This is a genomic window from Pseudomonas sp. Hp2 (assembly GCF_006386585.1).
Lineage (GTDB): Bacteria > Pseudomonadota > Gammaproteobacteria > Xanthomonadales > Xanthomonadaceae > Pseudomonas_S > Pseudomonas_S boreopolis.
The window spans coordinates 1-23,820 of the sequence record NZ_VAHJ01000004.1; the positions used below are offsets into that span (position 1 = coordinate 1).

General features: G+C 71.2%; 17 protein-coding genes and 2 pseudogenes. 8 read left to right on the forward strand and 11 right to left on the reverse strand.

From position 1 onward, the window contains the following. Positions 1 to 314 precede the first annotated feature (314 nt). Positions 315 to 1,499 (forward strand): benzoate/H(+) symporter BenE family transporter, encoded by a 1,185-nt coding sequence (locus FD678_RS13130; RefSeq protein ID WP_218569709.1) that lies wholly within the window; start codon positions 315 to 317, stop codon positions 1,497 to 1,499. A 33-nt stretch (positions 1,500 to 1,532) separates the two neighbouring features. On the opposite strand, the pseudogene FD678_RS13135 reads toward FD678_RS13130, so the two are convergent. From FD678_RS13135 to FD678_RS13150, 5 genes and pseudogenes are all read right to left on the reverse strand, one after another. Continuing rightward, positions 1,533 to 2,783: pseudogene (locus tag FD678_RS13135) on the reverse strand (TCR/Tet family MFS transporter); the annotation flags it as partial. Positions 2,784 to 2,871: 88 nt separating this feature from the next. Continuing rightward, the gene (locus FD678_RS20770; RefSeq protein ID WP_305955986.1) at positions 2,872 to 3,744 is read right to left on the reverse strand and encodes a D-hexose-6-phosphate mutarotase; all 873 of its coding nucleotides are present in this window, start codon (positions 3,742 to 3,744) and stop codon (positions 2,872 to 2,874) included. Between the two features lie 87 nt (positions 3,745 to 3,831). Beyond that, a pseudogene (locus tag FD678_RS20775) lies at positions 3,832 to 5,058 on the reverse strand (lytic murein transglycosylase); the annotation flags it as partial. Next, positions 5,048 to 5,233: a hypothetical protein gene (locus tag FD678_RS13145; protein WP_140724291.1), complete on the reverse strand. Its 186-nt coding sequence runs from the start codon at positions 5,231 to 5,233 to the stop codon at positions 5,048 to 5,050. The gene FD678_RS13145 and the pseudogene FD678_RS20775, both read right to left, overlap by 11 nt. Before the next feature lie 87 nt (positions 5,234 to 5,320). Further along, positions 5,321 to 5,725 (reverse strand): YchJ family metal-binding protein, encoded by a 405-nt coding sequence (locus FD678_RS13150; protein ID WP_140724294.1) that lies wholly within the window; start codon positions 5,723 to 5,725, stop codon positions 5,321 to 5,323. Positions 5,726 to 5,809: 84 nt separating this feature from the next. Here FD678_RS13150 and FD678_RS20410 point away from each other — a divergent pair, with 84 nt between their 5' ends. Continuing rightward, a complete protein-coding gene (locus FD678_RS20410; protein WP_372237532.1) occupies positions 5,810 to 6,586 on the forward strand; it encodes a sulfite exporter TauE/SafE family protein in 777 nt (258 codons plus the stop codon). 101 nt (positions 6,587 to 6,687) lie between these two features. Here FD678_RS20410 and FD678_RS13155 read toward each other — a convergent pair whose 3' ends face one another. From FD678_RS13155 to folE, 4 genes are read right to left on the reverse strand one after another with little or no spacing between them, the layout of a single operon-like run. After that, a complete protein-coding gene (locus tag FD678_RS13155) occupies positions 6,688 to 10,239 on the reverse strand; it encodes an ATP-binding protein (protein WP_218569710.1) in 3,552 nt (1,183 codons plus the stop codon). Positions 10,240 to 10,250: 11 nt separating this feature from the next. Further along, entirely contained in the window at positions 10,251 to 10,928 is a 678-nt protein-coding gene (locus FD678_RS13160) for a DUF4194 domain-containing protein (protein WP_140724297.1), read from the reverse strand. Next, on the reverse strand, positions 10,915 to 12,384 hold the full coding sequence (locus FD678_RS13165; protein ID WP_140724301.1) for a DUF3375 domain-containing protein: 1,470 nt from the start codon (positions 12,382 to 12,384) through the stop codon (positions 10,915 to 10,917). The genes FD678_RS13160 and FD678_RS13165 overlap by 14 nt, the downstream gene beginning before the upstream one ends. Positions 12,385 to 12,406: 22 nt before the next feature. Next, complete coding sequence (gene folE / locus FD678_RS13170; protein WP_140724304.1) at positions 12,407 to 13,012, reverse strand: GTP cyclohydrolase I FolE; 606 nt, start codon at positions 13,010 to 13,012, stop codon at positions 12,407 to 12,409. A gap of 141 nt (positions 13,013 to 13,153) precedes the next feature. Here folE and FD678_RS13175 point away from each other — a divergent pair, with 141 nt between their 5' ends. From FD678_RS13175 to FD678_RS13195, 5 genes are all read left to right on the forward strand, one after another. Then, positions 13,154 to 13,594: a MarR family winged helix-turn-helix transcriptional regulator gene (locus FD678_RS13175; RefSeq protein WP_140724307.1), complete on the forward strand. Its 441-nt coding sequence runs from the start codon at positions 13,154 to 13,156 to the stop codon at positions 13,592 to 13,594. Between the two features lie 79 nt (positions 13,595 to 13,673). Continuing rightward, positions 13,674 to 13,883 carry a DUF1656 domain-containing protein gene (locus FD678_RS13180; RefSeq protein ID WP_140725268.1) on the forward strand — a complete coding sequence of 70 codons (210 nt, stop codon included), beginning with the start codon at positions 13,674 to 13,676 and terminating at the stop codon, positions 13,881 to 13,883. After that, positions 13,880 to 14,809 carry an efflux RND transporter periplasmic adaptor subunit gene (locus FD678_RS13185; protein ID WP_177497785.1) on the forward strand — a complete coding sequence of 310 codons (930 nt, stop codon included), beginning with the start codon at positions 13,880 to 13,882 and terminating at the stop codon, positions 14,807 to 14,809. Before FD678_RS13180 ends, FD678_RS13185 begins: the two co-directional genes overlap by 4 nt. Then, on the forward strand, positions 14,806 to 16,257 hold the full coding sequence (locus tag FD678_RS13190) for an efflux transporter outer membrane subunit (protein ID WP_140724310.1): 1,452 nt from the start codon (positions 14,806 to 14,808) through the stop codon (positions 16,255 to 16,257). The genes FD678_RS13185 and FD678_RS13190 overlap by 4 nt, the downstream gene beginning before the upstream one ends. 183 nt (positions 16,258 to 16,440) lie before the next feature. Further along, entirely contained in the window at positions 16,441 to 18,477 is a 2,037-nt protein-coding gene (locus tag FD678_RS13195; RefSeq protein ID WP_218569711.1) for an FUSC family protein, read from the forward strand. Between the two features lie 223 nt (positions 18,478 to 18,700). Here FD678_RS13195 and FD678_RS13200 read toward each other — a convergent pair whose 3' ends face one another. Together FD678_RS13200 and FD678_RS13205 are read right to left on the reverse strand one after the other, a co-directional pair. Next, positions 18,701 to 20,068: an MFS transporter gene (locus FD678_RS13200; protein WP_140724317.1), complete on the reverse strand. Its 1,368-nt coding sequence runs from the start codon at positions 20,066 to 20,068 to the stop codon at positions 18,701 to 18,703. 171 nt (positions 20,069 to 20,239) lie between these two features. Further along, positions 20,240 to 20,986 carry a FadR/GntR family transcriptional regulator gene (locus FD678_RS13205; RefSeq protein WP_218569712.1) on the reverse strand — a complete coding sequence of 249 codons (747 nt, stop codon included), beginning with the start codon at positions 20,984 to 20,986 and terminating at the stop codon, positions 20,240 to 20,242. A 280-nt stretch (positions 20,987 to 21,266) separates the two neighbouring features. Between FD678_RS13205 and FD678_RS13210 the strand changes: the two genes are divergently transcribed. Next, complete coding sequence (locus FD678_RS13210; RefSeq protein WP_218569713.1) at positions 21,267 to 23,483, forward strand: alpha-galactosidase; 2,217 nt, start codon at positions 21,267 to 21,269, stop codon at positions 23,481 to 23,483. Positions 23,484 to 23,820 lie beyond the last annotated feature (337 nt).

The window sequence follows — 23,820 nt, forward strand, 5'->3', positions numbered from 1 at the left end:
TCGCCGAGGAGGTTGCCGCCGCTTCAATCCGGTCCGAAGACCCTCTCGAAGCGAGCCGCTCATTCTGCGGCCACTTCCTCGAATCGTCAACACCTTTGTCGCTGAAGTCGTTGATTCGAGAACCCTTTCCGAAGCCGGTTCCTTCCGGAGAAGGAGGCCGATGTCGGCGAGGGCTGCGCAGTTTAATCGGATTCCTGAATCCGTCAACACTTTTTTCGCGCGGCTTCGAGAAACGTCCTCCCGCCCGCTCCCGCCTGCGCATCCGGCGATCGTCGGTGAGAATGCAGCTCCCCCCTCTTCGCAAGGAGCTGTCGATGTCGATGCCCGGCCGGACCTCGATCCTCGGCGATGTCTCGCTGTCCACGCTCGCCGCCGGATTCGTCACGGTCCTGGTGGGTTTCGCGAGCTCGGCGGTCATCGTGTTCGAGGCCGCACGCCACCTGGGCGCGAGCCAGGCCGAGATCGGCTCGTGGATGTGGGCGCTGGGCATCGGCATGGGGGTGACCTGCATCGGGCTGTCGCTGCGCTGGCGGATGCCGGTGGTCACGGCATGGTCGACGCCGGGGGCGGCGATGCTGATCGCCAGCGCCGCCGCGGTGCCGCTGTCCGATGCAATCGGGGCGTTCGTGCTGGCCGCGCTGCTCGGCGCGGCGGCGGGATTCAGCGGGGTGTTCGCGCGCGCCATGCGGCGGATACCGGTGTCGCTGGCCTCGGGCATGCTGGCCGGCGTGCTGTTGCGGTTCGGGCTGGACCTGTTCGTGTCGGTGCAGGCGCAGCCGGGCATGACGCTGGCGATGTTCGTGGTCTACCTGTGCGGCAGGAAGCTGTTCGCGCGCTACGCGGTGATCGCAGCGCTGCTGGTCGGCCTGGCGATCGCCGCGGGCACGGGCGCGATGCACTGGAACGAGGTGCACGTGGCGGTGGCGCGCCCGCTGTTCACGATGCCGTCGTTCTCGTGGGCGGCGCTCTTCGGCATCGCGCTGCCGCTGTTCGTGGTGACCATGGCATCGCAGAACGTGCCGGGCGTGGCGGTGGCCCGCGCATCGGGTTACGCGTTGCCCATTTCGCCGGCGATCGGCTGGATCGGGGTGGTCAATACGCTGCTGGCGCCGTTCGGTGCGTACGCGTTGAACCTGGCGGCGATCACCGCGGCGATCTGCATGGGGCGCGAGGCGCACGAGGACCCATCGAAGCGCTACATGGCGGCGGTGTTCGCCGGCGCGTTCTACCTGCTGATCGGGTTGTTCGGCGCGACGGTGGCGGCGCTGTTCTCGGCCTTTCCCAAGGAGCTGGTGATGGCGATCGCCGGCATCGCGCTGCTGGGCACGATCGGCAACAGCCTGGCGGCGGCGTTGCGCGAGGAACACGAGCGGGAGGCGGCGCTGGTGACGTTCCTGGTCACCGCTTCCGGCCTGACGATGGCCGGCATCGGCGCCGCGTTCTGGGGCCTGATCGCAGGCGGCGCGGTGCTGTTGGCGCTGAGGCGGCAAGGCGCCTGAGATTCGAGCGCTCCGCGACCGCTCAGCGGTGGCTCACGCCGGTTTCGCCACGGCCTTGCGCCAGGCCACGCACCAGCCGGCGGCAAGCAACGCACCGGCCAGCAACCAGGGGGCGCCCGGCAGGTGCAGCGGAGCCTGCTTGCCGATGAACCAGGCGAAGACATTGGCGAACAGCAATGGACCGATGATGCCGGCGAGGCTGACCAGGCTCATCAGCGCGCCCTGGATGCGCCCTTGGACTTCGGCGCCGACCTGGCGGGTGATGAGCGCCTGCGCGGCGGGACCGGCCACCGCCCACAGCGCGCTGATCGGAATGCCGACCAGGAAGGCGCGGCCGCTGTCGGCCAAACCGTAGATCACGAAACCGGCCACGCCGGCGGCCACCCCGATCAGCAAGGCGCGGCGCTCGCCGAACCTGCGCACGATGCGCCCGACCAGCAGCGCGTTGACGACGATGCTGCATGCGCCGACCAGCGCCAGCACCCAGCTCACCTCGCGCGGCCCCCAGTTGTAGAGATAGCCGGCGAACAGGACGAACACGCTGGGATAGACGTAATGCGCCAGGTTGACCAGGAACAGTACGGCCGCCAGGCCGAACACCTGCGGGTAGCCGCGCAGGAGTTGCAGGGCGCCGAACGGGTTGGCATGCGACCAGTCGAAGCGGCGGCTGCGCTTTTCCGGCGGCAGCGATTCGGGCAGGACCAGCAGCCCGTAGAGCAGGTTCAGCAGCGCCAGGGCGGCGGCGGCGAAGAACGGCAGGCGCAGGTGGATGTCGCCGAGCCAGCCGCCGATCAACGGGCCGGCGACGAAGCCGATGCCGAACGCCGCGCCGATCATGCCGAACGCCTGCGCACGTTTCTCCGGCGGGGTGACGTCGGCGATGTAGGCGTTGGCGGTGGAGAAGCTGGCGGCGAACACGCCCGACACCACCCGCGCCAGCAGCAGCAACGGCAGGGTGTGCGCCACGGCCATCAGCAGGAAGTCCACGCCGAGGCCCAGGCAGGAGAGCAGGATCACCAGGCGCCGGCCGTAGCGGTCGGACAGCGCGCCCTGGATCGGCGAGCAGAAGAACTGGATCGCCGCGAACAGGAAGCCGAACCAGCCGATCCACTCGGCCGCCTGCGCGTAGTCGCCACCGGTGAACTGGCGCACCAGGCCGGGCAGCACCGGGATGATCACGCCGAAGGCCAGCACGTCGATCAGCACGGTGACGAAGATGAAGATCATCGCCGCGCGGCGCACGCCGGGGGCGGAATCGATCGGGGCCATGCGCGGCTGCCTTGGTCGGAAAGCGGCGAAGTTTAGCGGTGATCGAGGCGATGCCGCACCCGTTGGCGTCGCCCTTCACGGCGCCTGCATGCGCGTCCGCCGGCTACAAGGGCTCAACCGCGATCGTCTGCTTGAGGGTGTGGCGGCCGCCGGGTGCGAGTTCGATCACGTCGGGGCCGGCATTGGCCGCTTCCAGGCAGACGTACTCGCGCCAGTGCTCGCCGACGTCGGCCATCTTGCGCCCGGCGTCCTCGCCGGGATTCCAGGCCACCAGCGTGCGGCTGCCCTCGGTGGCGATGGCGATGCGGCGGCCGAGCACCGGGTCGACCAGGGTGTAGCGGCCGCCGGCGCCGGTGTAGATGCGGTCGCTGCGCCCGGGATCGCGCGGGTCGCGCAGGTTCCAGTCGCCCTGCTGGCGGTGCGCGGTGGCGTAGTTCTCGTACTTGTCGAGGTAGTCCAGGCCGTCCAGGCCTTGCACGTCGACCTTCAGCGCGTCGCCGACGCGGAAGTAGTTGTGCAGGGCCTGGGTGAAGCGGGCCGGCGCGGTGCTGGTGTTCTCGGTGACCAGTTCCTGTTCGAGGGTGCGGCCGATGCGCAGGTGCATGCGCAGGCGCAGCGGCAGGTCGTCGAAGGCCGGCGGCGCCAGCACCAGGCGCAGCGTGCCGTCGGCCTCGCGGCTGGCCTCCACCAGCTGCCACGGCACGGTGCGCACGAATCCGTGCGAGGGCACGTCGCCGGTCTGGTCCTGCCGGCCGAAGTACGGCCAGCACACCGGCGTGCCGCCGCGGATCGGCGTCGGCGGCTGCTTGGCCAGCGGCGAGAGCCACATCGCGTCCTGTCCGCCCTTCGGCACGAACGACAGCAGCTGGCCGCCGAACAGGCTGATGGCGGCGCTGGAGAACGGGGTCTGCACCAGCAGCGAGGGAAATCCTTGGTAGTCGCCGGCGCTCAGGCCGGGAAGATCGGGCAGGGCCATGGTCTTGGTCACGAGGGGGGATTGCAGGAACTGGGGATAGCGCGCCGGCAGCGCGAAGGCGGTGCCGCGGCGCGGGGAGACGGCGGGAGCGGCGCGCAGGGCGTCGAGGATGCGCTGGCCGGCGCGGCCGTCCGCCGGTTGCAGGCCGAGGCGCTGCTGTTCGGCCTGGATGGCGCGGCGGGTGGCGCTGCCGACCATGCCGTCGGCGCTGCCGATGTCGTGGCCGCGCGCGATCAGCAATCGCTGCAGTTCGCGCCGTTGGCCTCGGCCGAGGCCGGGATCGTCGGTGGGCCAGGCGGCCCGCAGGCCGGGTCCGCCGCGCAGGCGGTCGGACAGCAACGCGATCGCCAGCGCGTAGCTTTCGGCGGCGTTGTAGCTGTAGATCGCATCGTAGTTGCGGAAGACCAGGAAAGCCGGGCCACCGGGACCGGCGGGCAGCAGCAGCGCGGCCGGCGCATCCGCGGCCAGGCCGGGAACCGCCAGGGGCTGGCCGGCACCGTCGCGCAACCCGCCGGCCCGCCACGCGCTCAACGGGCGGCGCGCGGTGCGGCCGGTCCGGGTCGTGTCGAAGCCCGGCGGCAGGCGTACTTCCATGCCCCAGGGTTCGCCGCTGCGCCAGCCGGCGCGCGCGAGGTAGTGCGCGGTGGAAGCCAGCGCGTCGGGGATGCTGCCGACCAGGTCGCGGCGGCCGTCGCCATCGCCGTCGACCGCGATGCGCGCGTAGGTGGACGGCATGAACTGGGTATGCCCGAACGCGCCGGCCCACGAGCCGGTGAGGCCTTCGCCCTGGAGGTCGCCGGCGTCGATCAGCTTGAGCAGCGCGAGCAGTTCGCCGCGGAAGAACGCCTGGCGGCGGCCCTCGCAGGCCAGCGTGGCAAGCGATTGCAGCAGCGGGCGCTTGCCGAACACGCGGCCGTAGTCGCTTTCCACGCCCCATACCGCGACCACGGTGGCCGGATCGACCCCGTATTCGCCGGCGATGCGGTCGAGCAAGGCGCGATGGGCGGCCAGCATCGCGCGGCCGTCGGCGACGCGTTCGTCGTCGATCAGCGCGGCGAGGTAGTCCCAGATCGGCGTGGTGAACTCCGGCTGGGCATCGAGCAGGCGCAGTACCTCCGGGTCCGGCTGCAGGCCGGTGGTGGCGCGTTCGAAGGTCGCGGCCGACACGCCGGCGCCGGACGCCTGCGCGCGCAGGGTACCCAGGCACTGCCGGAAGGCCGCATCGTCGGCCTGCGCCGCGGCCGCCAGCGGCCCGGCCAGCAGCGCCAGCCATGCAAGCCTTGCGCGCCGCGGCGCGGCGCGTTCAGGCGCCATCGCGCAGCGCGATCCCCACCGGCCGGGCCGGCTCATCGGCACGCCCCGCGCGCGCCGCCGCGGACCGCGCGGCCGGCCGCAACCAGATCATCCAGGCCGCCAGCAACGCCGGCACCACCAGCCCGAACAGCACCGCCACCGCCATCACCCACTGCCAGAGACTGAGCGTGTTCATCGCTTTTGCCCTGCCAACCTGCGGCATTCCACCCCGCGTTGCGCGCTAGCTTAGCGTCCGGGCGCGAACGCCGTGTCGAGGCCGCCGTCACAGGGCGTCCAGGTAATACCAGCGGCCGTCCTCGCGCACGAAGCGGCTGTGCTCGAGCATCCGCACCGCGCTGCCGCCGCCGATGCGGTAGCGCGCGAGGAATTCCACTTCGGCGGTGTCGGGGCCGGTCCGGATGGCCTTCTGCACGCTCAGGCCGAGCCAGGTGGTGCGCCCGCCGGCGGCTTCGTCCAGCGACAGCGCGGCCGGGCGCGTGGACGGATGCCAGCTCGCCAGCAGGTAGTCCGCGTCGCGGCGGACGTAGGCGCTGTAGCGCGAGCGCATCAGCGACTCGGCGTCCGGCGCGGGCTCGTCGCGGTGCCAGCGACCGCAGCAGTCGGCGTAGTCGAGGGATCGGCCGCACGGACAGGGATCGCGCGGCGGACGTGAAACGGTCTTGCTCATGGCCCGATTGTGCCGGCTGCCGGGCGCGGGCGCATCCAGGCGGGCGCGCGGCTATGCTGGCGCGCCCCGGATCCGGTCCCCCACGTGTTCGACGCCCTGCCCGACGTACTGCCCTGGCTGCTGTGCCTGTCCTTCGCCGCCGGACTGATCGACGCCGCGGTCGGCGGCGGCGGCCTGGTCCAGTTGCCCGGCCTGTTCGCCGCCCTGCCGCAGCAGGCGCCGGCGGTGCTGCTGGGCACCAACAAGTTCAGCGCGATGGCCGGCACCGCGACCGCGGCGTGGCGCTACGCGCGCAACGTGCGCTTCCCGTGGCGGCCGGTGCTCTACGCGGCGGTCGCCGCGTTCGTGTTCTCGTTCCTGGGCGCCACCGCGGTCAGCCTGATGCCGAAGCAGGCGGTGCGGCCGCTGATCCTGGCGCTGCTGGTGGCGATGCTGGCCTACACGCTGGCGAAGAAGGATTTCGGCGCGCTGCACCGGCCGCGCCAGATCGGCCGGCGCGAGCTGGCGATCGCCCTGGCGGTGGGCGCGGCGATCGGGTTCTACGACGGCTTCTTCGGGCCGGGCACCGGCAGCTTCCTGATCTTCCTGTTCATCCGCTTCTTCGGCCTGGATTTCCTGCGCGCCTCGGCGGCCTCGAAGGTGGTCAACCTGGCCACCAACCTCGCCGCGCTGGGCTTCTTCGTGCCGACCGGCAAGGTGCTGCTGGCCGCGGCGCTGCCGATGGCCGCGGCCAACATCGCCGGCGCGGTCACCGGCACGCGGCTGGCGTTGCACGGCGGCACGCCGCTGATCCGCAGGCTGTTCCTGGTGCTGGTGGTGGTGCTGATCGCGAAGATGGGGTGGGACACCTTCGCGGCGTGAGTCGCCTGCGGCGGCTCACGCCTTTAGCTCCCATCCGCGCTACGCGCGGATCGCCCCCAACCTGGGGGCGGGTTCGATAGCCGAGACGGCCGTGAACACCTTCAGCGCTTGCCGCGAGGCTTGGCGGCTGCGCGCTTGGCCGCCGCCTTCTTCGCCGGCCCGGGCTTGGCGGATGCGGCTTTCTTGGCGTTCCTGGCCGGCTTGCGCGCGGCGGATGGCGGTGCGGCCTCGGGCTCCACCGGGGCCACGACCGCTTCCGCCGCGGCCACCACATCCTCGCCGCGCGAACGCTCGGGCAGCTTGAGGCGCTGCTCTTGCTCGTCGTACTCGATCAGCAGCACGCCCGAGTGATGGCGGCCGCTGATCTCGACGAAGCAGGCGCCGCCGATGAACGGCTCCAGCGTCATCACCGACTTCAGCGGGGTGGCGACGACCATCTGGAAGCCGAAGTTCTCGAAGATGTTCATCGCCAGCGCGGTGAACTCGTTGTCGGCCTTGTCGAACGCCTCGTCCAGCACCACCGCGCAGTAGCGCGGCAGTTCGCCGTCCTCGCCGCCGAGCTGGTAGCGCAGCGCCGCGGCCAGGCAGGTGGTGGCCAGCTTCTGGCGCTGGCCGCCGGACTTGCCGGCGCCGCTGCGGTAGATCTCCACCTGCTGGCGGGTCTGCGCGTCCAGTTCGACGCCGATGAACTCCACGTGCTGGCGCACGTCCAGCACCTGCTCGCGCCAGCGCCGCGCGTCCGGCTCGGTCGAGCCGAGCCGCGCCACCAGCTGGCGCAGCGTGGCGAACTGCGCCTCGGCCAGCGCGCGGTCCTCGGTCTGCTGGTGCGAGAGCACGGTGCGCAGCCATTGCTGGAACTCCTGCACCTCGCCCAGGCGGCGGTCGCCGACCTCGATGGTCAGGATCGTGCCGCGGTTGAACGGCACCTGTTCCAGGCTGGCGTTGACCTCGTCCATGCGCTGCTTGATGCCCTTGTGGGCCTCGGCGATGTGCCGCTGCAGGGCCAGCAGGTTGTTCTTGCTCTGGGTCTGCAGCAGGTCGAAGAAGCGGTGCTCGTGGCGCGGCAGGCCGTCGCTCTCCAGCCGCTCCAGGCGGGCCAGGAAATCCTCGGCGCTGGCCAGGCTGACGGTGAAGTCGCCGCTGTCCTCGGGCCACTGCTGGCAATAGCGGCGGAAGCAGTCCAGCAGTTGCGCCGACAGACGGCTGTCGCGGCCCTGGCTTTCGGCGAGCTGCTCGGCCAGGCCGCGCTCGACCGTGCGGAAGTGCGCTTCGAGATTGTCCAGGCTCAGCGGCGGCAGCGCGGCCAGGCGCTGCTGCAGGCCCTCCGTCTGCAGGGGCGTCAACGCGGTGCCGGTGCCGCGCGCGCGGCAGGCCTCGTACTGCTGCTCCAGGCGCGTCCGTTCGCGCGCCAGCTGGGCGCGCTCCAGGCGCACGTCCTCGTAGGTCCGCCTGGCCTGGTCGCGGTGCGCGCGCGCGCTTTCGATCGCCTGGCCGAGCGCGCGCAGGCCGGCATCGCCTTCGCGCAGCTGTCGCAGCTGTTCGTCGATGTCGCCCAGGCGCTGCAGCTGCGGCACCACGTCGATCTCGTCCCACTCGCGGCTGGCCAGCGCATGCGCGGCCAGCTGCTTCTCCTGGCCCTGCTCGCGCTGGCGGCGCAGCGCGGCGACGTCCGCCTCGCAGGCGGCGATCCGCTGAGCGAGCGCCTGGCCCTCGCGCTCGTAGACCTTGAGCTTGTCGCGGTTGTCGTAGCCGAGCAGCCAGCGCTTGCGGTCGTTGATCGCGTGGCGGTCGTCCTTCTCGTAGCGGTCGCCGGGGTGCTTGATCTGGCCCTCGCGGGTGATCGCGCGCTCGGCGTTGCGCAAGGCCGCCACGTTGTCGACGCAGTCGTAGTCGAAGCGGCGCTGCAGCTCGTTGCGCAGCCAGTCGGCGAAGGCGTGCTCGCGCAGCTGCAGCTTGCCCGGCAGCGAATCCGGGTCCGGCTTGCGCGCCTGCAGCGCGTCGTTGCGGCGCACCCGGAAATAGACCAGGCGGACGCCGAGGTGGGTGCGGTTGGCCCACTCGCCGACCTGGGCGTGGTGGCGCTCGTCGACCAGCAGCGACTGCGCGAAACCGCCCAGCACGCGCTCGATCGCGCCGCGCCAGGCGATCTGGTCGTCGCGCACCTGCACCAGCTCGCCGACGAACGGCAGCGCGGATTCGGCGATTCCGGTATCGGCGGCCAGGCGCGCGCGCAGTTGCTGCAACGGCGCGGGGATGCTGGACGGGGCCTTCTTCAACGCCTCGATCTCGGCACGGATCTCGGCGAAGCGGCGCTCGTCCTCGCGGCGCTCGGCCATGCGCTCGGCGATCGCCTCGTCCACCGACAGGGCGTTGGCCGCGCTGCCCTCCAGCAGCGCGCGCGCATGCGCCACCTGCTCGGCGAAGCCGGCCGCGGTGGAGGCGAGCACGGTGCCGAGCTGGCGGCAGGCCTGCTCGGCCTGCGCGCGCCGGCGCAGGCGCTCGTCGCGCTCGCGCTCGATCCGGTCGCGCTCGCGCTCCAGCGCCTCGATGCGTTCGCCGCCGGCGGCGCGCTGGTCGCGTTCCAGTTCGGCCAGCTTCTGCTCGTGGTTGTCCAGCGCCTGCCTGCGCTGGCCTTCCTCGCCCGCCAGGCCGCGGTCCTGCACGTCCAGTTCCTGCAGGCGCGCGGCCAGCAGTTCCTCGCGGCGCCGCTCGCGGTAGCCGTCCACGCCGAGCTGCAGCTCGCGCAGTTCGCCGACGCTGCGGCGCAGTTCCATCAACGCGGCGTGGTGTTCGCGCGCCGGGCTGAGCGTCTCGACCTGGCGGCGCGCGGTGACCACGGCGTGGTGCGCGCCGTCGAGCTCGGCGAAGTCCTCCACCAGCCGGTCGGCAGCCTCGAAGGTGCGCGGTTCGTCGAGCATGAAGCCGCGCAGGAACGCGTTGAGATCGCCCAGGTTCTTGGCCGACTGGGTCTTGTGCAGCAGCCGCAGCGCCATCTCGTTGCCGATCCCGAGCAGGTGGCGGAAGCGCTCGGCATAGCCGGCGAAGCTGTCGAAGTGGTGCACCCCGTCGCCCAGGCGCGCCTTGAGCCGGCGCAGGTCCAGGTCGAAGCCGTCCAGCTCCGCGACCAGGTCGAAACGGCGCGTGGCGACCATGTAGTGCTTGCGCACGTCGGCGGCGGCGTTGCCGCTGCCGGCGATCCAGAACAGGCGGACCAGGCTGACGGTCTCGCCGTGCGCGTTGCGGTATTCCAGCGCCAGCGCCGACCAGGTGGTGCCGCGGCGCAGGTACTGGGTGGCGATCTCGCCGGACTCGCTGTCCTGTTGGTCGGCCCAGGCGCCCCGCACGTACGACACCAGCGAGCGGTCGCGGCCGGAGCGCTCGGCCTCGCGCGCGGCGGCGTTGAAGTCGACGATCGACGGCGGGGTCAGCAGCGCCGACATCGCGTCCAGCAGGGTGGACTTGCCCGAACCGGAGCGGCCGACGAACAGGAAGCCCTTCTCGGCGATCGGCACGTCGGTCAGGCCGTTGAAGGTGCCCCAGTTGTGCACCTGCAGGCGGCGCATGCGGAACTGGCGGGCGCGCTGCTCGGCCACGGTCTCGGCGAACAGCGAGGGGGCGATCTCGCCGGTGGGGATGTCGATCTGGGCGTTCATGCGGTCCTCGCTCAAGCCTCGGCCTCGGCTTCTTCGTCGTCGCGCAGCACCGCGCGGCCCTCGCGCAGCTCGCGGTAGGCCTCGGCCAGCGCCTGCACTTCCTCGGCCGAGAACAGCAGCTTGAGCACCGGCGACACTTCGTAGCGGTCCTCGCTGCCGCGCAGGCGCGAGAGCAGCTGGTTCTCGCGCATCTTGTTGATCGCCGCCGCCACGCGCCGGGCGAAGCCGGCGCGGTCGGTGGACAGGTGCCGCTCGTAGACCGACAGCGCCTCGACCAGTTGCGCTTCCTCGACCACCGCGCGCTCGCCGCGCGTGTCGGCCTCGGCCAGCTGCTGGCGCAGGAACAGCAGCAGCACCGACTCGATGAAGGTCAGCGGCGCGCTGCGCAGCAGGGTCGGCGATTCCAGCTCGGCGGTATCGGCCTGGCGCGCGAACGCCACGCCGTCATCGCGGTCGATCACCAGTTCCAGGAACAGTTCGCACAGCACGCGGCGGATGTCGGCCTCGTGGCGCAACAGCGCCGGCCAAAGCGCGCCGTGGCGCTGCGCGTCCACGCTCGGTCCGGCCAGCAGCTGGCACAGCGCGCGTCGCGCGTCGAACGGCAGCGTGCCGGTATCGCCGAGGAACAGCTCGCCGCTGCGTTCCTCGCCCTTGGGATCGGCCGGCTCGGCCCGATCAGACCAGTTCATCGCGTTTCTCCTGGGTGAACCACACCAGCGGGATGCGCGCGCGCCGCGTGGCGCCGTCGCCGCCCTCCCACTGCACGGTCTCGTGTTGGTCCTGGATCACCATGCCATGGCGGGTGCCCAGGGACAGGTAGCCGATCACGCTGCCCAGGCCCTGCGCGGCCGGGCGCTGGCGCAGCGTGTCGCCGATGCTCAGGCGCGGGTGCCGGCCGAGCAGGTCGTGCAGGTCCTGGCGCAGCGCGCGCACGTCGATCTCCGACTGCGCGACCAGGTCGCCGATGCTGTCCAGCGAGATCTCGGCCTCGTCGGCGAACTCGATGCTGCCGTCGATTTGCACCACGCGCGGGTCGTGCAGCCGCCACTGCGACAGCGAGCGCAGCCGCGCGCCGCTCAGCGACAGCGTGTAGCCGGTGGCGGCGGTGGCGTGCAGCTTCTCGCGCAACGGCAAGGCCTCGGCCTGGGCCTGCTTGAGCAACTGGTTGAGGCGACGCTGCTCCAGGTAGCCGCGGCTCTGCACGAAGCCGCGCAGGCTGCGCGCGAAGTGCTGCATCACCGTGTGCACCTCGCCGCCGCGCTCCAGCAGGGTGGTGGTCAGCCCGCGCAGGAAGGCCCGCTCGCGACGGTCCAGCCGGCGCGCGAAGCCGCGCGCCAGCAGCGCTTCCAGCGCGGCGTCGAGCTGGCTGCTCTGCTGCGGGTCGTTGAGCAGGTTCCAGAACGCCTGGAAGGTGCGCCCGGCCTCGCTCTCGGCGATCACGTCGACGCCGTCGAACAGCTTCTCCAGCACGTCGCCGCGCGCGCCCTCGTCGTCGATGATGCGCTCGCGGAACTCGCGGTTGAGCCGCTCGAAATCGTCGCGCACGCGGTGGAAGTCCTCGACCAGCTCGTCGGAGAGCTGGATCAGGTCGCGGGTGCGTTCCAGCGCGCGCTTGCCGTCGAGCGCGGCGACCTTGCCGGCGGCCACGCGCTCGATCTCCGCGTCGATGCGCTCGCGCTCGGCGCGCAGCGCGGCCAGGCGCGCGTCCGGGTCGGACTCGGTCTGGCCGGCCAGCTGCACCAGCTGCTGGATCACCAGCGACAGCCGGCTCTCGGTGGCGGTGGAGCCGTATTCGCGCAATCCGGCGATGAAGCGGATCGCCTGTCCGGCCGCGCGCGAGAGTTCGTATTCCTCTTCCGCCGCGCCTTCGGGCAGGCGCCGCTCCAGCCAGCCCTGCGCCAGCCAGTGCGCGATGTAGGCCTGGGCGGTGCGCGGCAGCTCGCGCGACAGTTCCTCGGCGCGCAGCGCGTCGAGCTGGCGCTGCAGGCGCTCGTGCAGCACCGCCGCGCCGAGCCGGCGCTCGCCGTCCAGCAGCAGGGTCTGCAGCAGGCCGATCAGCTCGGGCGCATGGTCGGCGGCCAGCAGCTTCCACAGCGGCTGGTCGCGCAACTGGCGGTAATGGGCGATCCGTGCCGCGTGCTTCATGCCGACAACGACATCGACCGCATCAACGCTTGCCGCCCACTTCGATGAAGCGCAGGAACTCGGCGCGGGTGCGCGCGTCCTCGCGGAAGCTGCCGAGCATCTTGGAGGTCACCATCGACACGCCGCGCTTGTGGATGCCGCGGGTGGTCATGCACTCGTGCGAGCCCTCGACCACCACGCCCACGCCGACCGGCTGCAGCACGTCCTGGATGCACTGGGCGATCTGCGCGGTCATCTTCTCCTGCACCTGGAAGCGGCGCGCGTAGGCCTCGACCACGCGCGCCAGCTTGCTGATGCCCACCACCTTGCCCGCCGGCAGGTAGCCGACGTGGACCTTGCCGATGATCGGCGCCATGTGGTGCTCGCAATGGCTTTCGTACTCGATGTCGCGCAGCACGATCAGCTCGTCGTAGCCGGCCACTTCCTCGAAGGTGCGCTCCAGGTAGGCGCGCGGGTCCTCGCGGTAGCCGCTGAACCAGTCGCCGTAGGCCTCGGCCACGCGGCGCGGGGTATCCAGCAGGCCTTCGCGGGCCGGGTCCTCGCCGGCCCAGCGCAGCAGGGTGCGCACGGCCTCTTCGGCCTGGGCCTGGGTGACGGGGGAGGCGTTGTCTTTCTTGGAATCGTTCATGCGACGGCACCCGTTACGGGGCGTGCATGGTACCCGAGTGACCGGATCGTCGCCGGGAATGAACGGCAACGAACCGAAGGGCTCGCCGACGCGGGTCCGAGTTGATTCATTCCTGAAACAGTAGCATCCTATCGATCACCGATGGACACGCTCCCTCCCCTCACCCAGCTCAGCAGCGGCCTGCTGCTCGCCAGCCGGCAATGGCAGCGGCTGGTCGATGCCGCGCTCGAGCCGTTCGGCATCTCCGGCGCCTGCACCGCGCCGCTGCTTCTGATCGGCCGCTCCGGCGGCGGCATCCGCCAGGTCGCGCTGGCGCAGAAGCTGGGCATGGAAGGCCCGTCGCTGGTGCGCCTGCTCGACCGGCTCGGCGAGCAGGGCCTGGTGCGGCGCGAGTGCGACGCCCACGACCGCCGCGCCAACCAGCTGTGGCTGACCGAGGCCGGCCAGGCGCTGGTCGGCCAGCTGGAGGCCCGGCTGGTGGAGCTGCGCCGGGACGTGCTCGGCACGCTCTCGCCCGCCGAGGTCGAGGCCGTGCTGAAGCTGTGGCGCCTGATCGGCGACGCCAGCGAAAAGCACGACTGATCCATCGCCCGATCCCTCCCGCAGGCGCGGCGCATGCCGCGGCTTGCCCGTTCCGCAACCGAAAGAAACACAGACGACGATGTTCGGAGAATTCAGTCTCTACGGCGTGTTCATCCCGACGCTGCTGGCGTTGATGACGTTCGCGTACCTGCTGACCGGCGCGCTGGGCTACGCGCTCACCCGGCTCGGCGCCTATCGCCATATCTGGCATCCGCCGCTGTTCAATCTCGCCCTCTACATCGTGCTGCTGGGCGGCCTGTTCTCCCTCCTGCGCTGGACGCAACCATGAAGACTCTGACGAAGGCGGCCGGGCCGGCGTTGCTGACCCTGGCGATGGTGGTGGTCGCGCTGCTGGTGCTCCGGCACCTGTGGCACTACTACATGGACGAGCCGTGGACGCGCGACGCGCACGTGTCGGCCGACGTGGTGCAGGTGGCGCCGGACGTGTCCGGCCTGGTCGAGCGGGTCGAGGTCGCCGACAACGCCGAGGTGAAGCAGGGCCAGGTCCTGTTCGTGGTCGACCACGCCCGCTACCGGTTGGCGCTGGACCAGGCCAGGGCCGCGCTGGCCGAACGCCGCGCCGCGGTCGCCCAGGCCGAATCCAGCGCGGCCCAGCTGCGCCGCGAGATCGCGCGCGACCGCAGCCTCAAGGACCTGGTCGCCACCGAGGACGCCGAAGTGCGCCGCGCCAAGCTGCAGGCCGCCGAATCCGCCCTGCAGGCGGCGCGCTCGGCGGTGCAGACCGCGCAGGCCGCGGCCGACCTGGCCGCGCTGAACCTGGAGCGCACGCTGGTGCGCAGCCCGAGCGCCGGCCGCGTCAACGACCGCACCGTGCGCGCCGGCAACTACGTCGTGGCCGGCAAGCCGGTGCTGGCGGTGCTCGACACCGGCTCGTTCCGGGTCGACGGCTATTTCGAGGAAACCCGCCTGCGCGGCGTGCACCCGGGCCAGCCGGTGGAGGTCCACCTGATGGGCGAGCCGGGCGTGCTGCGCGGGCACGTGCAGAGCATCGCGGTCGGCATCGAGGACCGCTACCGCAGCGACGGCAGCAGCCTGCTGCCGAACGTCACCCCGGCCTTCGACTGGGTGCGGCTGGCGCAGCGCATCCCGGTGCGGATCGCGCTGGACGAAGTGCCGGAAGGCGTGCGCCTGATCGCCGGCCGCACCGCCACGGTGAACATCCTGCCGGACCGCGGCGCCGGAGCGCGGCCATGAAGCTCGCGTTCGCGCGCCGGTCGGCCGCGGCGCTCCTGCTGGCGAGCCTGGCCGCCTGCACCACGGTCGGCCCGGACTACGCGATCCCGAAGGACGCGGCCTATGCGCGTCCCGAGGCCAACGGCGCCTTCCTGGACACCGGCAACGACCGGGTCCAGCCGAGCGCGCCGCTGCCGGAGCGCTGGTGGTCGCTGTACCGCTCGCCGGTGCTGGACGCGCTGGTGCAGGCCGCGCTGCGCGACAACGTCGAGCTGAAGGTCGCCGCCGCCAACCTGCGCCGGGCCGACGCGATGTACCAGGTCGCCGAGGATGCCGCCGGCCCCGACTTCGAGGTGGACGCGTCCGCCCAGCGCGCGCGCATCTCCGGCGAGAGCTTGCTGCACGAGGAGCAACTGCCGGTGATGAACCTGGGCGACGCCAAGGCCGGCGTGTCCTACCTGTTCGACATGTTCGGCAAGCTGCGCCGCGGCGAAGAGGCCGCGCGCGCCGACAGCGAGGCGGCGCAGGCCGCGCTCGACCTGGCCAGGATGGCCCTGGTGGCCCGCGTGACCGGCAACTACGTCGCCATCTGCCATGCCAACCACGAGCTGGCGGTGGCCGAGCACTCGGTCGAACTGCAAAAACGCGGGCGTTCCGTGGTGCAGCGCCTGGTCGCCGCCGGCCGCGGCACGCCGCCCGACCTGGCGCGCGCCGAGGCCCAGGTGGCGACGCTGGAAGCGGCGCTGCCGCCGCTGCGCGCCAAGCGCGAAACCGCCGAGTACCAGCTCGCCGCCTTGCTCGGCCGCACCCCGGGCCAGTTGCCCGAGGGCGTGGCCGACTGCCGTCAGGCGCCGGAGATCAACCGGCCGATCCCGATCGGCGACGGCCGCGCCCTGCTCGCGCGCCGGCCCGACGTGCGCGAGGCCGAGCGCAGGCTGGCCGCGGCGACGGCCCGGATCGGCGTCGCCACCGCCGACCTGTATCCGCAGATCCGCCTCGGCGCCTCGGTCGGCGCCATCGGCACCCTGGGAACCTTCGGCAGCCCGGCCACGCAGATGTTCGGCTTCGGCCCGCTGATTTCCTGGTCGATCCCGGGCAAGGCGGCGCATGCGCGGGTACGCGCCGCCGAGGCCGGCGCCGATGCGGCCGTGGCGCAGTTCGACCATGCCGTGCTGCAGGCCTTGCGCGAAGCGCAGACCGCGCTCAGCCAGTACGCCCAGGACCTGCAGCGGCTGCAATCGCTGCAGCAGGCGCAGCGCCAGGCCGACCTGGCCGCCGAGCAGAACCGGCGCCTGTACCAGGCCGGGCGCAATCCCTACCTGTCCAGCCTGGACGCCGACCGCACCCTCGCCAGCGCCGACATCGCCCTGGCCAATGCCGAAGCGCAGGTGGCGCAGGACCAGATCCAGCTGTTCCTCGCCCTCGGCGGCGGCTGGGAAGAGGCGGACGCTTCCTCGCATGCGCGATGAAGCTCCCGAGGATCGCCTGGCGATCCTTGCGCCCTCTCCCGGCACGCCCCGATCCCCGGCGGCTGCCGCCGCGCTCCCCTTGCCGGGGGGAGCTGTTCCACTGAGCTATCCCGAGACCGAAATGCCGCTTTCCCTTCTCGCCCGGATCGTCGCCATCGCCTCCCTTGGACACGGGGGCCGGTGATGCTGCTGCTGGACAGACAGGCCTGGCTGTTCTCGGTCAAGACGTTCCTGGCGTCGATCGCGGCGCTGTACATCGCCCTGGCCGGCAACCTGTCGCGCCCGTACTGGGCGATGGCAACGGTCTACATCGTCACCCAGCCGATGCTCGGGCCGACCCGCGCCAAGGGCCTGTACCGCGTGGCCGGCACGCTGATCGCCGGCGTGGCCACGCTGGTGATGCTGCCAAACCTGGTGGAGACCCCGCTGCTGCTGAGCGCGGCGATGTCGCTGTGGTTGTCGCTGTGCCTGTTCCTGGCGCTGCTCGACCGCGGCCCGCGCGGCTACGCCTTCATGCTGGCCGGCTATACCGCCGCCTTCATCGGCTTCCCGGCGGTGACCGCGCCGGAGACCATCTTCGATACCGTGGTGGCGCGCTGCGAGGAGATCGTCCTCGGCACGGTGGTGGCGGTGCTGTTCGCCGCGCTGGTGTTCCCGGCCTCGGTGCGGCCGATGCTGGCCACGCAGGTGGGCCGCTGGATGCGCGACGCGGCGCAATGGTGCCGCGAGATCCTGGCGCGCGGGCACGCGGCCGGCCCGCGCAACCGCCTGGCCGCCGACCTGGTGCAGTTCGAGACCCTGATCGAGTTCGTCCGCCACGACGACCCGCGCCACGCGGAAGCGGCCCGCGCGATGGAGCACCTGCGCGAGCGCATGCTGCTGCTGTTGCCGGCGCTGAACTCGATCGCCGACCGCCTGCACGCGCTGCGCGCCCGCGGCCGGGCGTTGCCGGCCGACCTGCAGCCGCTGATCGCCGACATCGCGGCCTGGCTGGACGTCCCGCCCGACGCCGACCTCGGCCAGTACGCGGCGCTGCGCCAGCGCATAGCCGCGCTCAAGCCCGAGATCGACCGCGACTTCGACCGGCTGCTGCTGGCCTCGCTGCTGCTGCGGCTGGAGGAACTGCTGGACCTGTGGCAGGACTGCCGCACGCTGGGCGACGCGATCGAGCACGGCACCTCGCCGCGCGAGACCAGCCACTATCGCATCCGCACCGAGCGGATCGGCCCGGCGCGCCACGTCGACTACGGCATGACGCTGTTCTCCGCGCTCAGCGCCGGCGCGGCGCTGATGGCGTACTGCGTGCTGTGGATCGGCATCGGCTGGGAAGGCGGCGGCATGGGCGCGATGATGGCCGCGGTGACGGCGGCGTTCTTCGCCGCGCAGGACGACCCCGCGCCGAGCATGCTCTCGTTCCTGCTCTGGGCCACGGTCGCCAGCGTGGTGGCCGGCGTCTACCAGTTCGGGATTTTCCCGGCGATCCACGACTTCGGCATGCTGGTGCTGGTGCTCGCGGCGGTGTTCCTGCCGCTGGGCCTGATGCTGCACCGGCCCAAGACCGCGCTCGTCGCGCTGCCGCTGACGGTCAACCTGGTGGCGCTGCTGAGCGTGCAGAACACCTACAGCGCCGACATCCAGAGCTTCGTCAATTCATCGGTGGCGATGATCCTCGGCATCGGCTTCGCGGTGGTGCTGACCCGCCTGTTCCGCTCGGTCGGCGCCGAGTGGACCGCGCGGCGACTGGTACGCCAGGGCTGGACCACCCTGGCCGAGGCCGCCGAAGGCCGCGGCCAGCAGGACCGCCGCCGCTTCGCCGCGCGCATGCTCGACCTGCTCGGCCTGCTCGCGCCGCGCCTGGCCGCCACCCCGGAGGGCAGCGACCTCGCCTCGGTCGACATGCTCGGCGAGATCCGCGTCGGCCTGAACATCCTGCAGCTGCGGCGCGCGCGCCTGGAACTGCCCGAGCGCAGCATGCACGCGGTGGACGCGATCCTCGACGAGGTCGCCGCGCACTACCGGCGCCAGGCGCGGGCACGCCGGCCGTTGCCGGGCCCGGCGCAACTGCGCGAGCGCCTGGACGCCTCGCTGGGCCGCGTCGGCAGCGTCGCCCCCGGCAAGGCGCGCGACGAGGCGCTGATGGGCCTGGTCGGCCTGCGCCATGCCTTGTTCCCGGCCGAGGTGCCGGAGGCGGGGGACTCCATGCCTGCGCCTTCGCGCTAGCGTTCCGTCCCATCACCTACAAGCTTCGCCCGTCCGTCCTCCGGCAGCCCGCCGCGTCCCGACCCGGCGCAGCGCGCCGGGCGTTCGCGAGCCAGCGGCTCGCAAGCCGCGCTTCTTCACCCCGTGAGCGGGAGAAGGGAACGAAAGCTACCTGGGCGGCCGTCGGCAAGGCCCGTCGGGACTGGAGTCCCTCCCACGGAAAGCGCGCGCCTCCACGGAGAACTCAGCCGCGCCCGGGCACGCGCCTGCGCATCGCGGCCTCGTCGTCGAGCCAGTTCGAGCCCTTGTTGGTCAGGAAGAACATGTACACCACCAGCGAGACCGCGATCATCGCCGTCGCGTAGATCACGAACGTGGTGACGTGGCCGGTCTTCAGCGACGCCTGGTACAGCAGCGGCGCGGTGCCGCCGAAGGCCGAGTTCGCCAGCGCATAGCCCAGGCCGACGCCCAGCGCGCGCACGTGGGTCGGGAACAGCTCCGCCTTCACCACCGCGTTGATCGAGGTGTAGCCGGTCAGGATCACGAAGCCGACGGCCAGGATCGCGAACGCGGCGAGCCAATCGGTCTGCCGGGGCAGCTCCAGCACCAGGAACCAGGTGTACAGCACGCCGCCGATGCCGAAGAACACCAGCAGGGTCTTGCGGCCGACGATGTCCGACAGCCAGCCGCCGACCGGCTGCATCAGCATCAGCAGCGTCAGCGCGGCAAGGTTGATGAGCGTGCCGGCCATCACGTCGTCGCCGGCGAACGCGCTCTGGATCATCTTCGGCCCGTTGACCGAGTAGGTGTAGAACGCGACCGTGCCGCCGGCCGTGACCAGGAAGCACAGCAGCAGCGGCTTCCACTGGTGCAGGAACAGCTCGCGCATCGAGCCGGACGCGCGCGCGCGGCCCTGCCGCGCCTCGGCGATCGACTCCGAGTGCAGCGACTCGTCCATGGTCCGGCGCAGCCAGAACACCACGATCGCGCCGATGCCGCCGATGCCGAACGCCACGCGCCAGCCCCATTCGGAGATCTGCGGCACGTCGAGGAACTGCAGCATCACCAGCAGCGTCGCCTGCGCCAGGACGTGGCCGCCGACCAGCGTCACGTAGTGGAACGAGGACAGGAAACCGCGCCGGCCCGGGATCGCCGCCTCGGACATGTAGGTCGCGCTGGTGCCGTACTCGCCGCCCGTAGCGAAGCCCTGCAGCAACCGCGCCAGCATCAGGATCGCCGGCGCGGCGATGCCGATCGTGGCCACGGTCGGCGTGACCGCGATGATGAACGAGCACGCCGCCATCATCGACACCGACACGGTCAGCGCCAGCCGGCGGCCGTAGCGGTCGGCGAAGCGGCCGAAGTACCAGGCGCCGATCGGCCGCATCAGGAACGTCATGGCGAAGATCGCCCAGACGAACAGCGTGGCGTTCTTGTCTTCCTTCGAGAAGAACTGCGACTCGAAGTAGACCGCGAACACCGAGTACACGTAGACGTCGTACCACTCGACGAGGTTGCCGGCCGATCCCTTCAGCGTGTTGGATACCGAACGGCGCAGGCTGCCCAGCGCGGCGGGATTGGTGGTGGCCGGAGACGGCGTGGGTGCACTCATGCGTCGAGCCCCTGGAAATGGACAAACCCCGAGTATAGAGGGCGCCCGTATCCGGCCCGTCTACTCAGAAAGTAGTAGGCGCGTGCGATCTCCCGGCCCCCGGAGGGAGCCTGCGGTGCAGGCCATCGCCGCCGCCCGGCGATGCCCCGCAACCCGGGAGAACGGACCAGCCTACCTGCGCCGGGCGCGCGCCGCGGCCGTGGCCGCGCGCTTGGCCGGCTTGCGCTGCGGCCCGGACTCGCGCCCTTCCACCTGCGCGATCAGCGCCAGCACGTCGTTGATGATGGCGGCCATCGCCGCCTGGGCCGCCGGCGCATCGCCGGCCTTGATCGCGTCGTAGACCCGCCGGTGCGCCGGGATGCTCGCCGTGTGGCCATGGATGCGGTTGGTGAGCTGGATGGAGAAACGCAGCGCCGCATGCACCAGTTCGTGCAGCTGGATGTAGAACGGATTGCCCGTCGCATCCAGGATCGCCACGTGGAAGGCCGCATCGGCGGCATGGTGGTCGTCCTCGCCGCGCTCGGCGGCCATCATCCGCTCCAGGCCATGCTCGATCCCGCGCATGGCCTCGGGGTCGGCATGGCGCGCGGCCAGCGCGGCCGCGGTGGGTTCGATGCCCAGGCGCATCTCGGTGAAGGAGCGCAACAACTTGTAGGAGAACTTGCGCTCCAGCATCCAGCGCAATACGTCGGCGTCCAGCAGGCTCCACGCCCGCTCGGGCTGCACCAGGATGCCGCTGCGCGGGCGCGCGGACAGCATGCCCTTGGCGGTGAGCATCTTGATCGCCTCGCGGGTCACGCTGCGGCTGGTGGAATAGGCCTCGGAGATTTCCGCTTCGGTGGGAAACGGCCGGCTTTCGAAACGCCCGAGCACGATTTCCCGACCCAACGCCTCCAGCAACTGTTCCGTCAACGTCATGCGGCCGGCCAAGCGCGAGCGTCCGGCGGGCTGGAGTGGGGCCATCTTCGATAAACCCGTTGAAGAGAAGTACAAGCCTGGGAAGCTGCCCAGCTCCTGGAAACCCCTATCGCGTTTCCGGCCGGACGATAGCACGCCGGTTTATGTGCTCCAAGTCACGCGCGGCACGTGCTCGCTGCGATTGCGCGTTGCAGCATGGACGTTCGCCGCATCGCGCCTTGACGCTACATGTCGCCTTATTTATATGATAAATCCCATAAAAGCCAGACAGGGGATCTGCATGCGCATCGCGGCGCTGGTTGCATCGGGCTTGGGGTTGTTGATCGCGCAGGCGGGCGCCATCGAGGCGGCACGCGCGGCGGCGCACTACGACGCGCGCACGCGCGTGTTCCGGCTCGATGGCGGGCAGGTCACCTATGCCTTCGGCATCAACCCGCAAGGACAGCTGCAATCGGCCTACTGGGGCGGCCGCCTGGCCGATGGCGACCCGCTGGGACCGTTGGCGCCCTTGCCCGACGCGGCCAGCTTCGACCTGTCCGCATCGGTCACGCCGCAGGAGTTTCCCGCCCAGGGCGGCGGCGTCTTCAGCGAGACCGCGCTCAAGGTGGCCTACGCCGACGGCGGCCGCGACACGGTGCTCAAGTACGTTTCGCACCGCATCCAGGGCGACACCATCGAAGTGGTGACCCGGGACATCGCCCAGCCGCTGCAGGTGACATTGCGCTACAGCATCGATCCGGGCACCGGCGTGCTGGCGCGCTCGGCTTCGATCCGGAACCTGGGCCAGGCGCCGGTGCGCATCGACCAGGCCGGCTCGGCCTCGTACACCCTGGCGCCGGAAGGCGACTACCGGCTGCACTACCTCACCGGGCGCTGGGCCAGCGAGTGGACCCTGCAGCAACGGCCCGTGACCGAGGGCGCGACCGTGCTGGAGAGCCGCCGCGGCTCCACCGGCCACCAGAACGCGCCGTGGTTCGCGATCGACCGCGACGGCAGCAGCACCGAGGAAAGCGGGCCGGTGTGGTTCGGCGCGCTGGCCTGGTCCGGTTCGTGGCGGATCAGCATCGACAAGGACCAGGCCGGCGCGGTGCGCGTGGTCGGCGGCTACAACCCGTTCGACTTCGCCTACCCGCTCGCGCCCGGCGAGACGCTGGACACGCCGGTGTTCTACGCCGGCTACTCCGACCAGGGCATGGGCGGCGCATCGCGCCTGATGCACCGCTTCCAGCGCGAACGCATCCTGCCCGGCAACGGCAAGCCGCGCCTGCGCCCGGTGCTCTACAACAGCTGGGAAGCCACCGGGTTCGCGGTGGACGAGGCCGGCCAGATGGCGCTGGCCGAGAAGGCCGCGCGCCTGGGCGTGGAGATGTTCGTGATGGACGACGGCTGGTTCGGCGCGCGCGACAGCGACAAGGCCGGGCTCGGCGACTGGCAGGTCAACCGCGGCAAGTTCCCGAACGGGCTGAAGCCGCTGATCGACAAGGTGCATGGCCTGGGCATGCAGTTCGGGCTCTGGGTGGAGCCGGAGATGGTCAACCCGGACAGCGACCTGTATCGCGCGCATCCGGACTGGGTGCTGCATTTCGACGGCCGCCCGCGCACGACTGCGCGCAACCAGTTGGTGCTCAACCTGGCGCGCCGCGAGGTGCGCGACCACGTGTTCAAGGTGCTGGACGAACTGGTGAGCACGCACGACATCCAGTTCCTCAAGTGGGACTACAACCGCAACTGGTCCGAACCGGGCTGGCCGGAGGTCGCGCCGGACCAGCAGCCCAAGCTGTACGTGGAATACGTGCGCAACCTGTACTGGATCCTCGCGGAACTGCGCCGCCGGCATCCGGGACTGGAGATCGAATCCTGCTCCGGCGGCGGCGGCCGCGTGGACCTGGGCATCATGGCCCTGACCGACCAGGTGTGGCCCTCGGACAACACCGATCCCTACGACCGGCTGAGCATGCAGGACGGTTTCAGCCGCGCCTACACGCCGGCGGTGATGATGGCGTGGGTGACCGACTCGCCGAACTGGCTCAACGGCCGCCAGACCTCGCTGGAGTATCGCTTCCTGTCGTCGATGCAGGGCGGGCTGGGCATCGGCGCCAACCTCAACCACTGGCAGGAGGCGGACTTCTCCACGGCCAGGCGCATGGTCGAGGCCTACAAGCAGGTCCGCGCCACCGTGCAGCAGGGCGACCTGTACCGGCTGATCTCGCCGTGGGACGGCGGCCGCCGCTCCGCCACCCTGTCGGTATCGCAGGACCGCCGCCAGGCCGTGCTGTTCGCGTTCCTGCACAGCGGTACCAAGGGATTGCCGGACCCGGCCATCAAGCTGCGGGGCCTGGACCCGGCCAAGCGCTACCGCGTCGCCCGCCTGGGCGGCGGCGAGCTGCCCGCCGGGTTGCCCACCGAAGCCAGCGGCGCCTACTGGATGCAGCACGGCCTGCCGGTGGCCCTGCGCGGCGATTTCCAGGCGGCGGGATTCGTTTTCGAGGCCAGGTGACTAGCCGCGGGAATGGATGGGGGATATCCCGTCGAAGAAGTCCCGCAGGCGCAACCAACCGGAGCGCAAAGCGCGGAGGACGCGAAGACCGGGCGTGCTTGATCAGCCACATGGCTGATCAAAGAGACTCGCCCAGGGTGAAGCTTTGCTCCAGGCGAGGAAAGCAGAAGCCTAGCAACGTCCCTGGATGATCAGCCATTCGGCTGTTGTGGGATCGCTCCGCTGCTGAGAAGCGTTTCCTGCTTTCGCGGGAACGACGATGGATGGATGGCGGATGGAGCCTGCATATGGCTTCGCCCATACCCTCATCCGCCCTCCGGGCACCTTCTCCCGCAAG

Excerpts from the sequence above, each read along its gene's own strand:
- FD678_RS13130 (WP_218569709.1), top strand. The coding sequence starts at position 315 with ATGTCGATGCCCGGCCGGACCTCGATCCTCGGCGATGTCTCGCTGTCC.
- FD678_RS20770 (WP_305955986.1), bottom strand. The coding sequence starts at position 3,744 with ATGGCCCTGCCCGATCTTCCCGGCCTGAGCGCCGGCGACTACCAAGGA.
- FD678_RS13145 (WP_140724291.1), bottom strand. The coding sequence starts at position 5,233 with ATGAACACGCTCAGTCTCTGGCAGTGGGTGATGGCGGTGGCGGTGCTG.
- FD678_RS13150 (WP_140724294.1), bottom strand. The coding sequence starts at position 5,725 with ATGAGCAAGACCGTTTCACGTCCGCCGCGCGATCCCTGTCCGTGCGGC.
- FD678_RS13155 (WP_218569710.1), bottom strand. The coding sequence starts at position 10,239 with ATGAACGCCCAGATCGACATCCCCACCGGCGAGATCGCCCCCTCGCTG.
- FD678_RS13160 (WP_140724297.1), bottom strand. The coding sequence starts at position 10,928 with ATGAACTGGTCTGATCGGGCCGAGCCGGCCGATCCCAAGGGCGAGGAA.
- FD678_RS13165 (WP_140724301.1), bottom strand. The coding sequence starts at position 12,384 with ATGAAGCACGCGGCACGGATCGCCCATTACCGCCAGTTGCGCGACCAG.
- folE (WP_140724304.1), bottom strand. The coding sequence starts at position 13,012 with ATGAACGATTCCAAGAAAGACAACGCCTCCCCCGTCACCCAGGCCCAG.
- FD678_RS13175 (WP_140724307.1), top strand. The coding sequence starts at position 13,154 with ATGGACACGCTCCCTCCCCTCACCCAGCTCAGCAGCGGCCTGCTGCTC.
- FD678_RS13180 (WP_140725268.1), top strand. The coding sequence starts at position 13,674 with ATGTTCGGAGAATTCAGTCTCTACGGCGTGTTCATCCCGACGCTGCTG.
- FD678_RS13185 (WP_177497785.1), top strand. The coding sequence starts at position 13,880 with ATGAAGACTCTGACGAAGGCGGCCGGGCCGGCGTTGCTGACCCTGGCG.
- FD678_RS13190 (WP_140724310.1), top strand. The coding sequence starts at position 14,806 with ATGAAGCTCGCGTTCGCGCGCCGGTCGGCCGCGGCGCTCCTGCTGGCG.
- FD678_RS13195 (WP_218569711.1), top strand. The coding sequence starts at position 16,441 with ATGCTGCTGCTGGACAGACAGGCCTGGCTGTTCTCGGTCAAGACGTTC.
- FD678_RS13200 (WP_140724317.1), bottom strand. The coding sequence starts at position 20,068 with ATGAGTGCACCCACGCCGTCTCCGGCCACCACCAATCCCGCCGCGCTG.
- FD678_RS13205 (WP_218569712.1), bottom strand. The coding sequence starts at position 20,986 with ATGACGTTGACGGAACAGTTGCTGGAGGCGTTGGGTCGGGAAATCGTG.
- FD678_RS13210 (WP_218569713.1), top strand. The coding sequence starts at position 21,267 with ATGCGCATCGCGGCGCTGGTTGCATCGGGCTTGGGGTTGTTGATCGCG.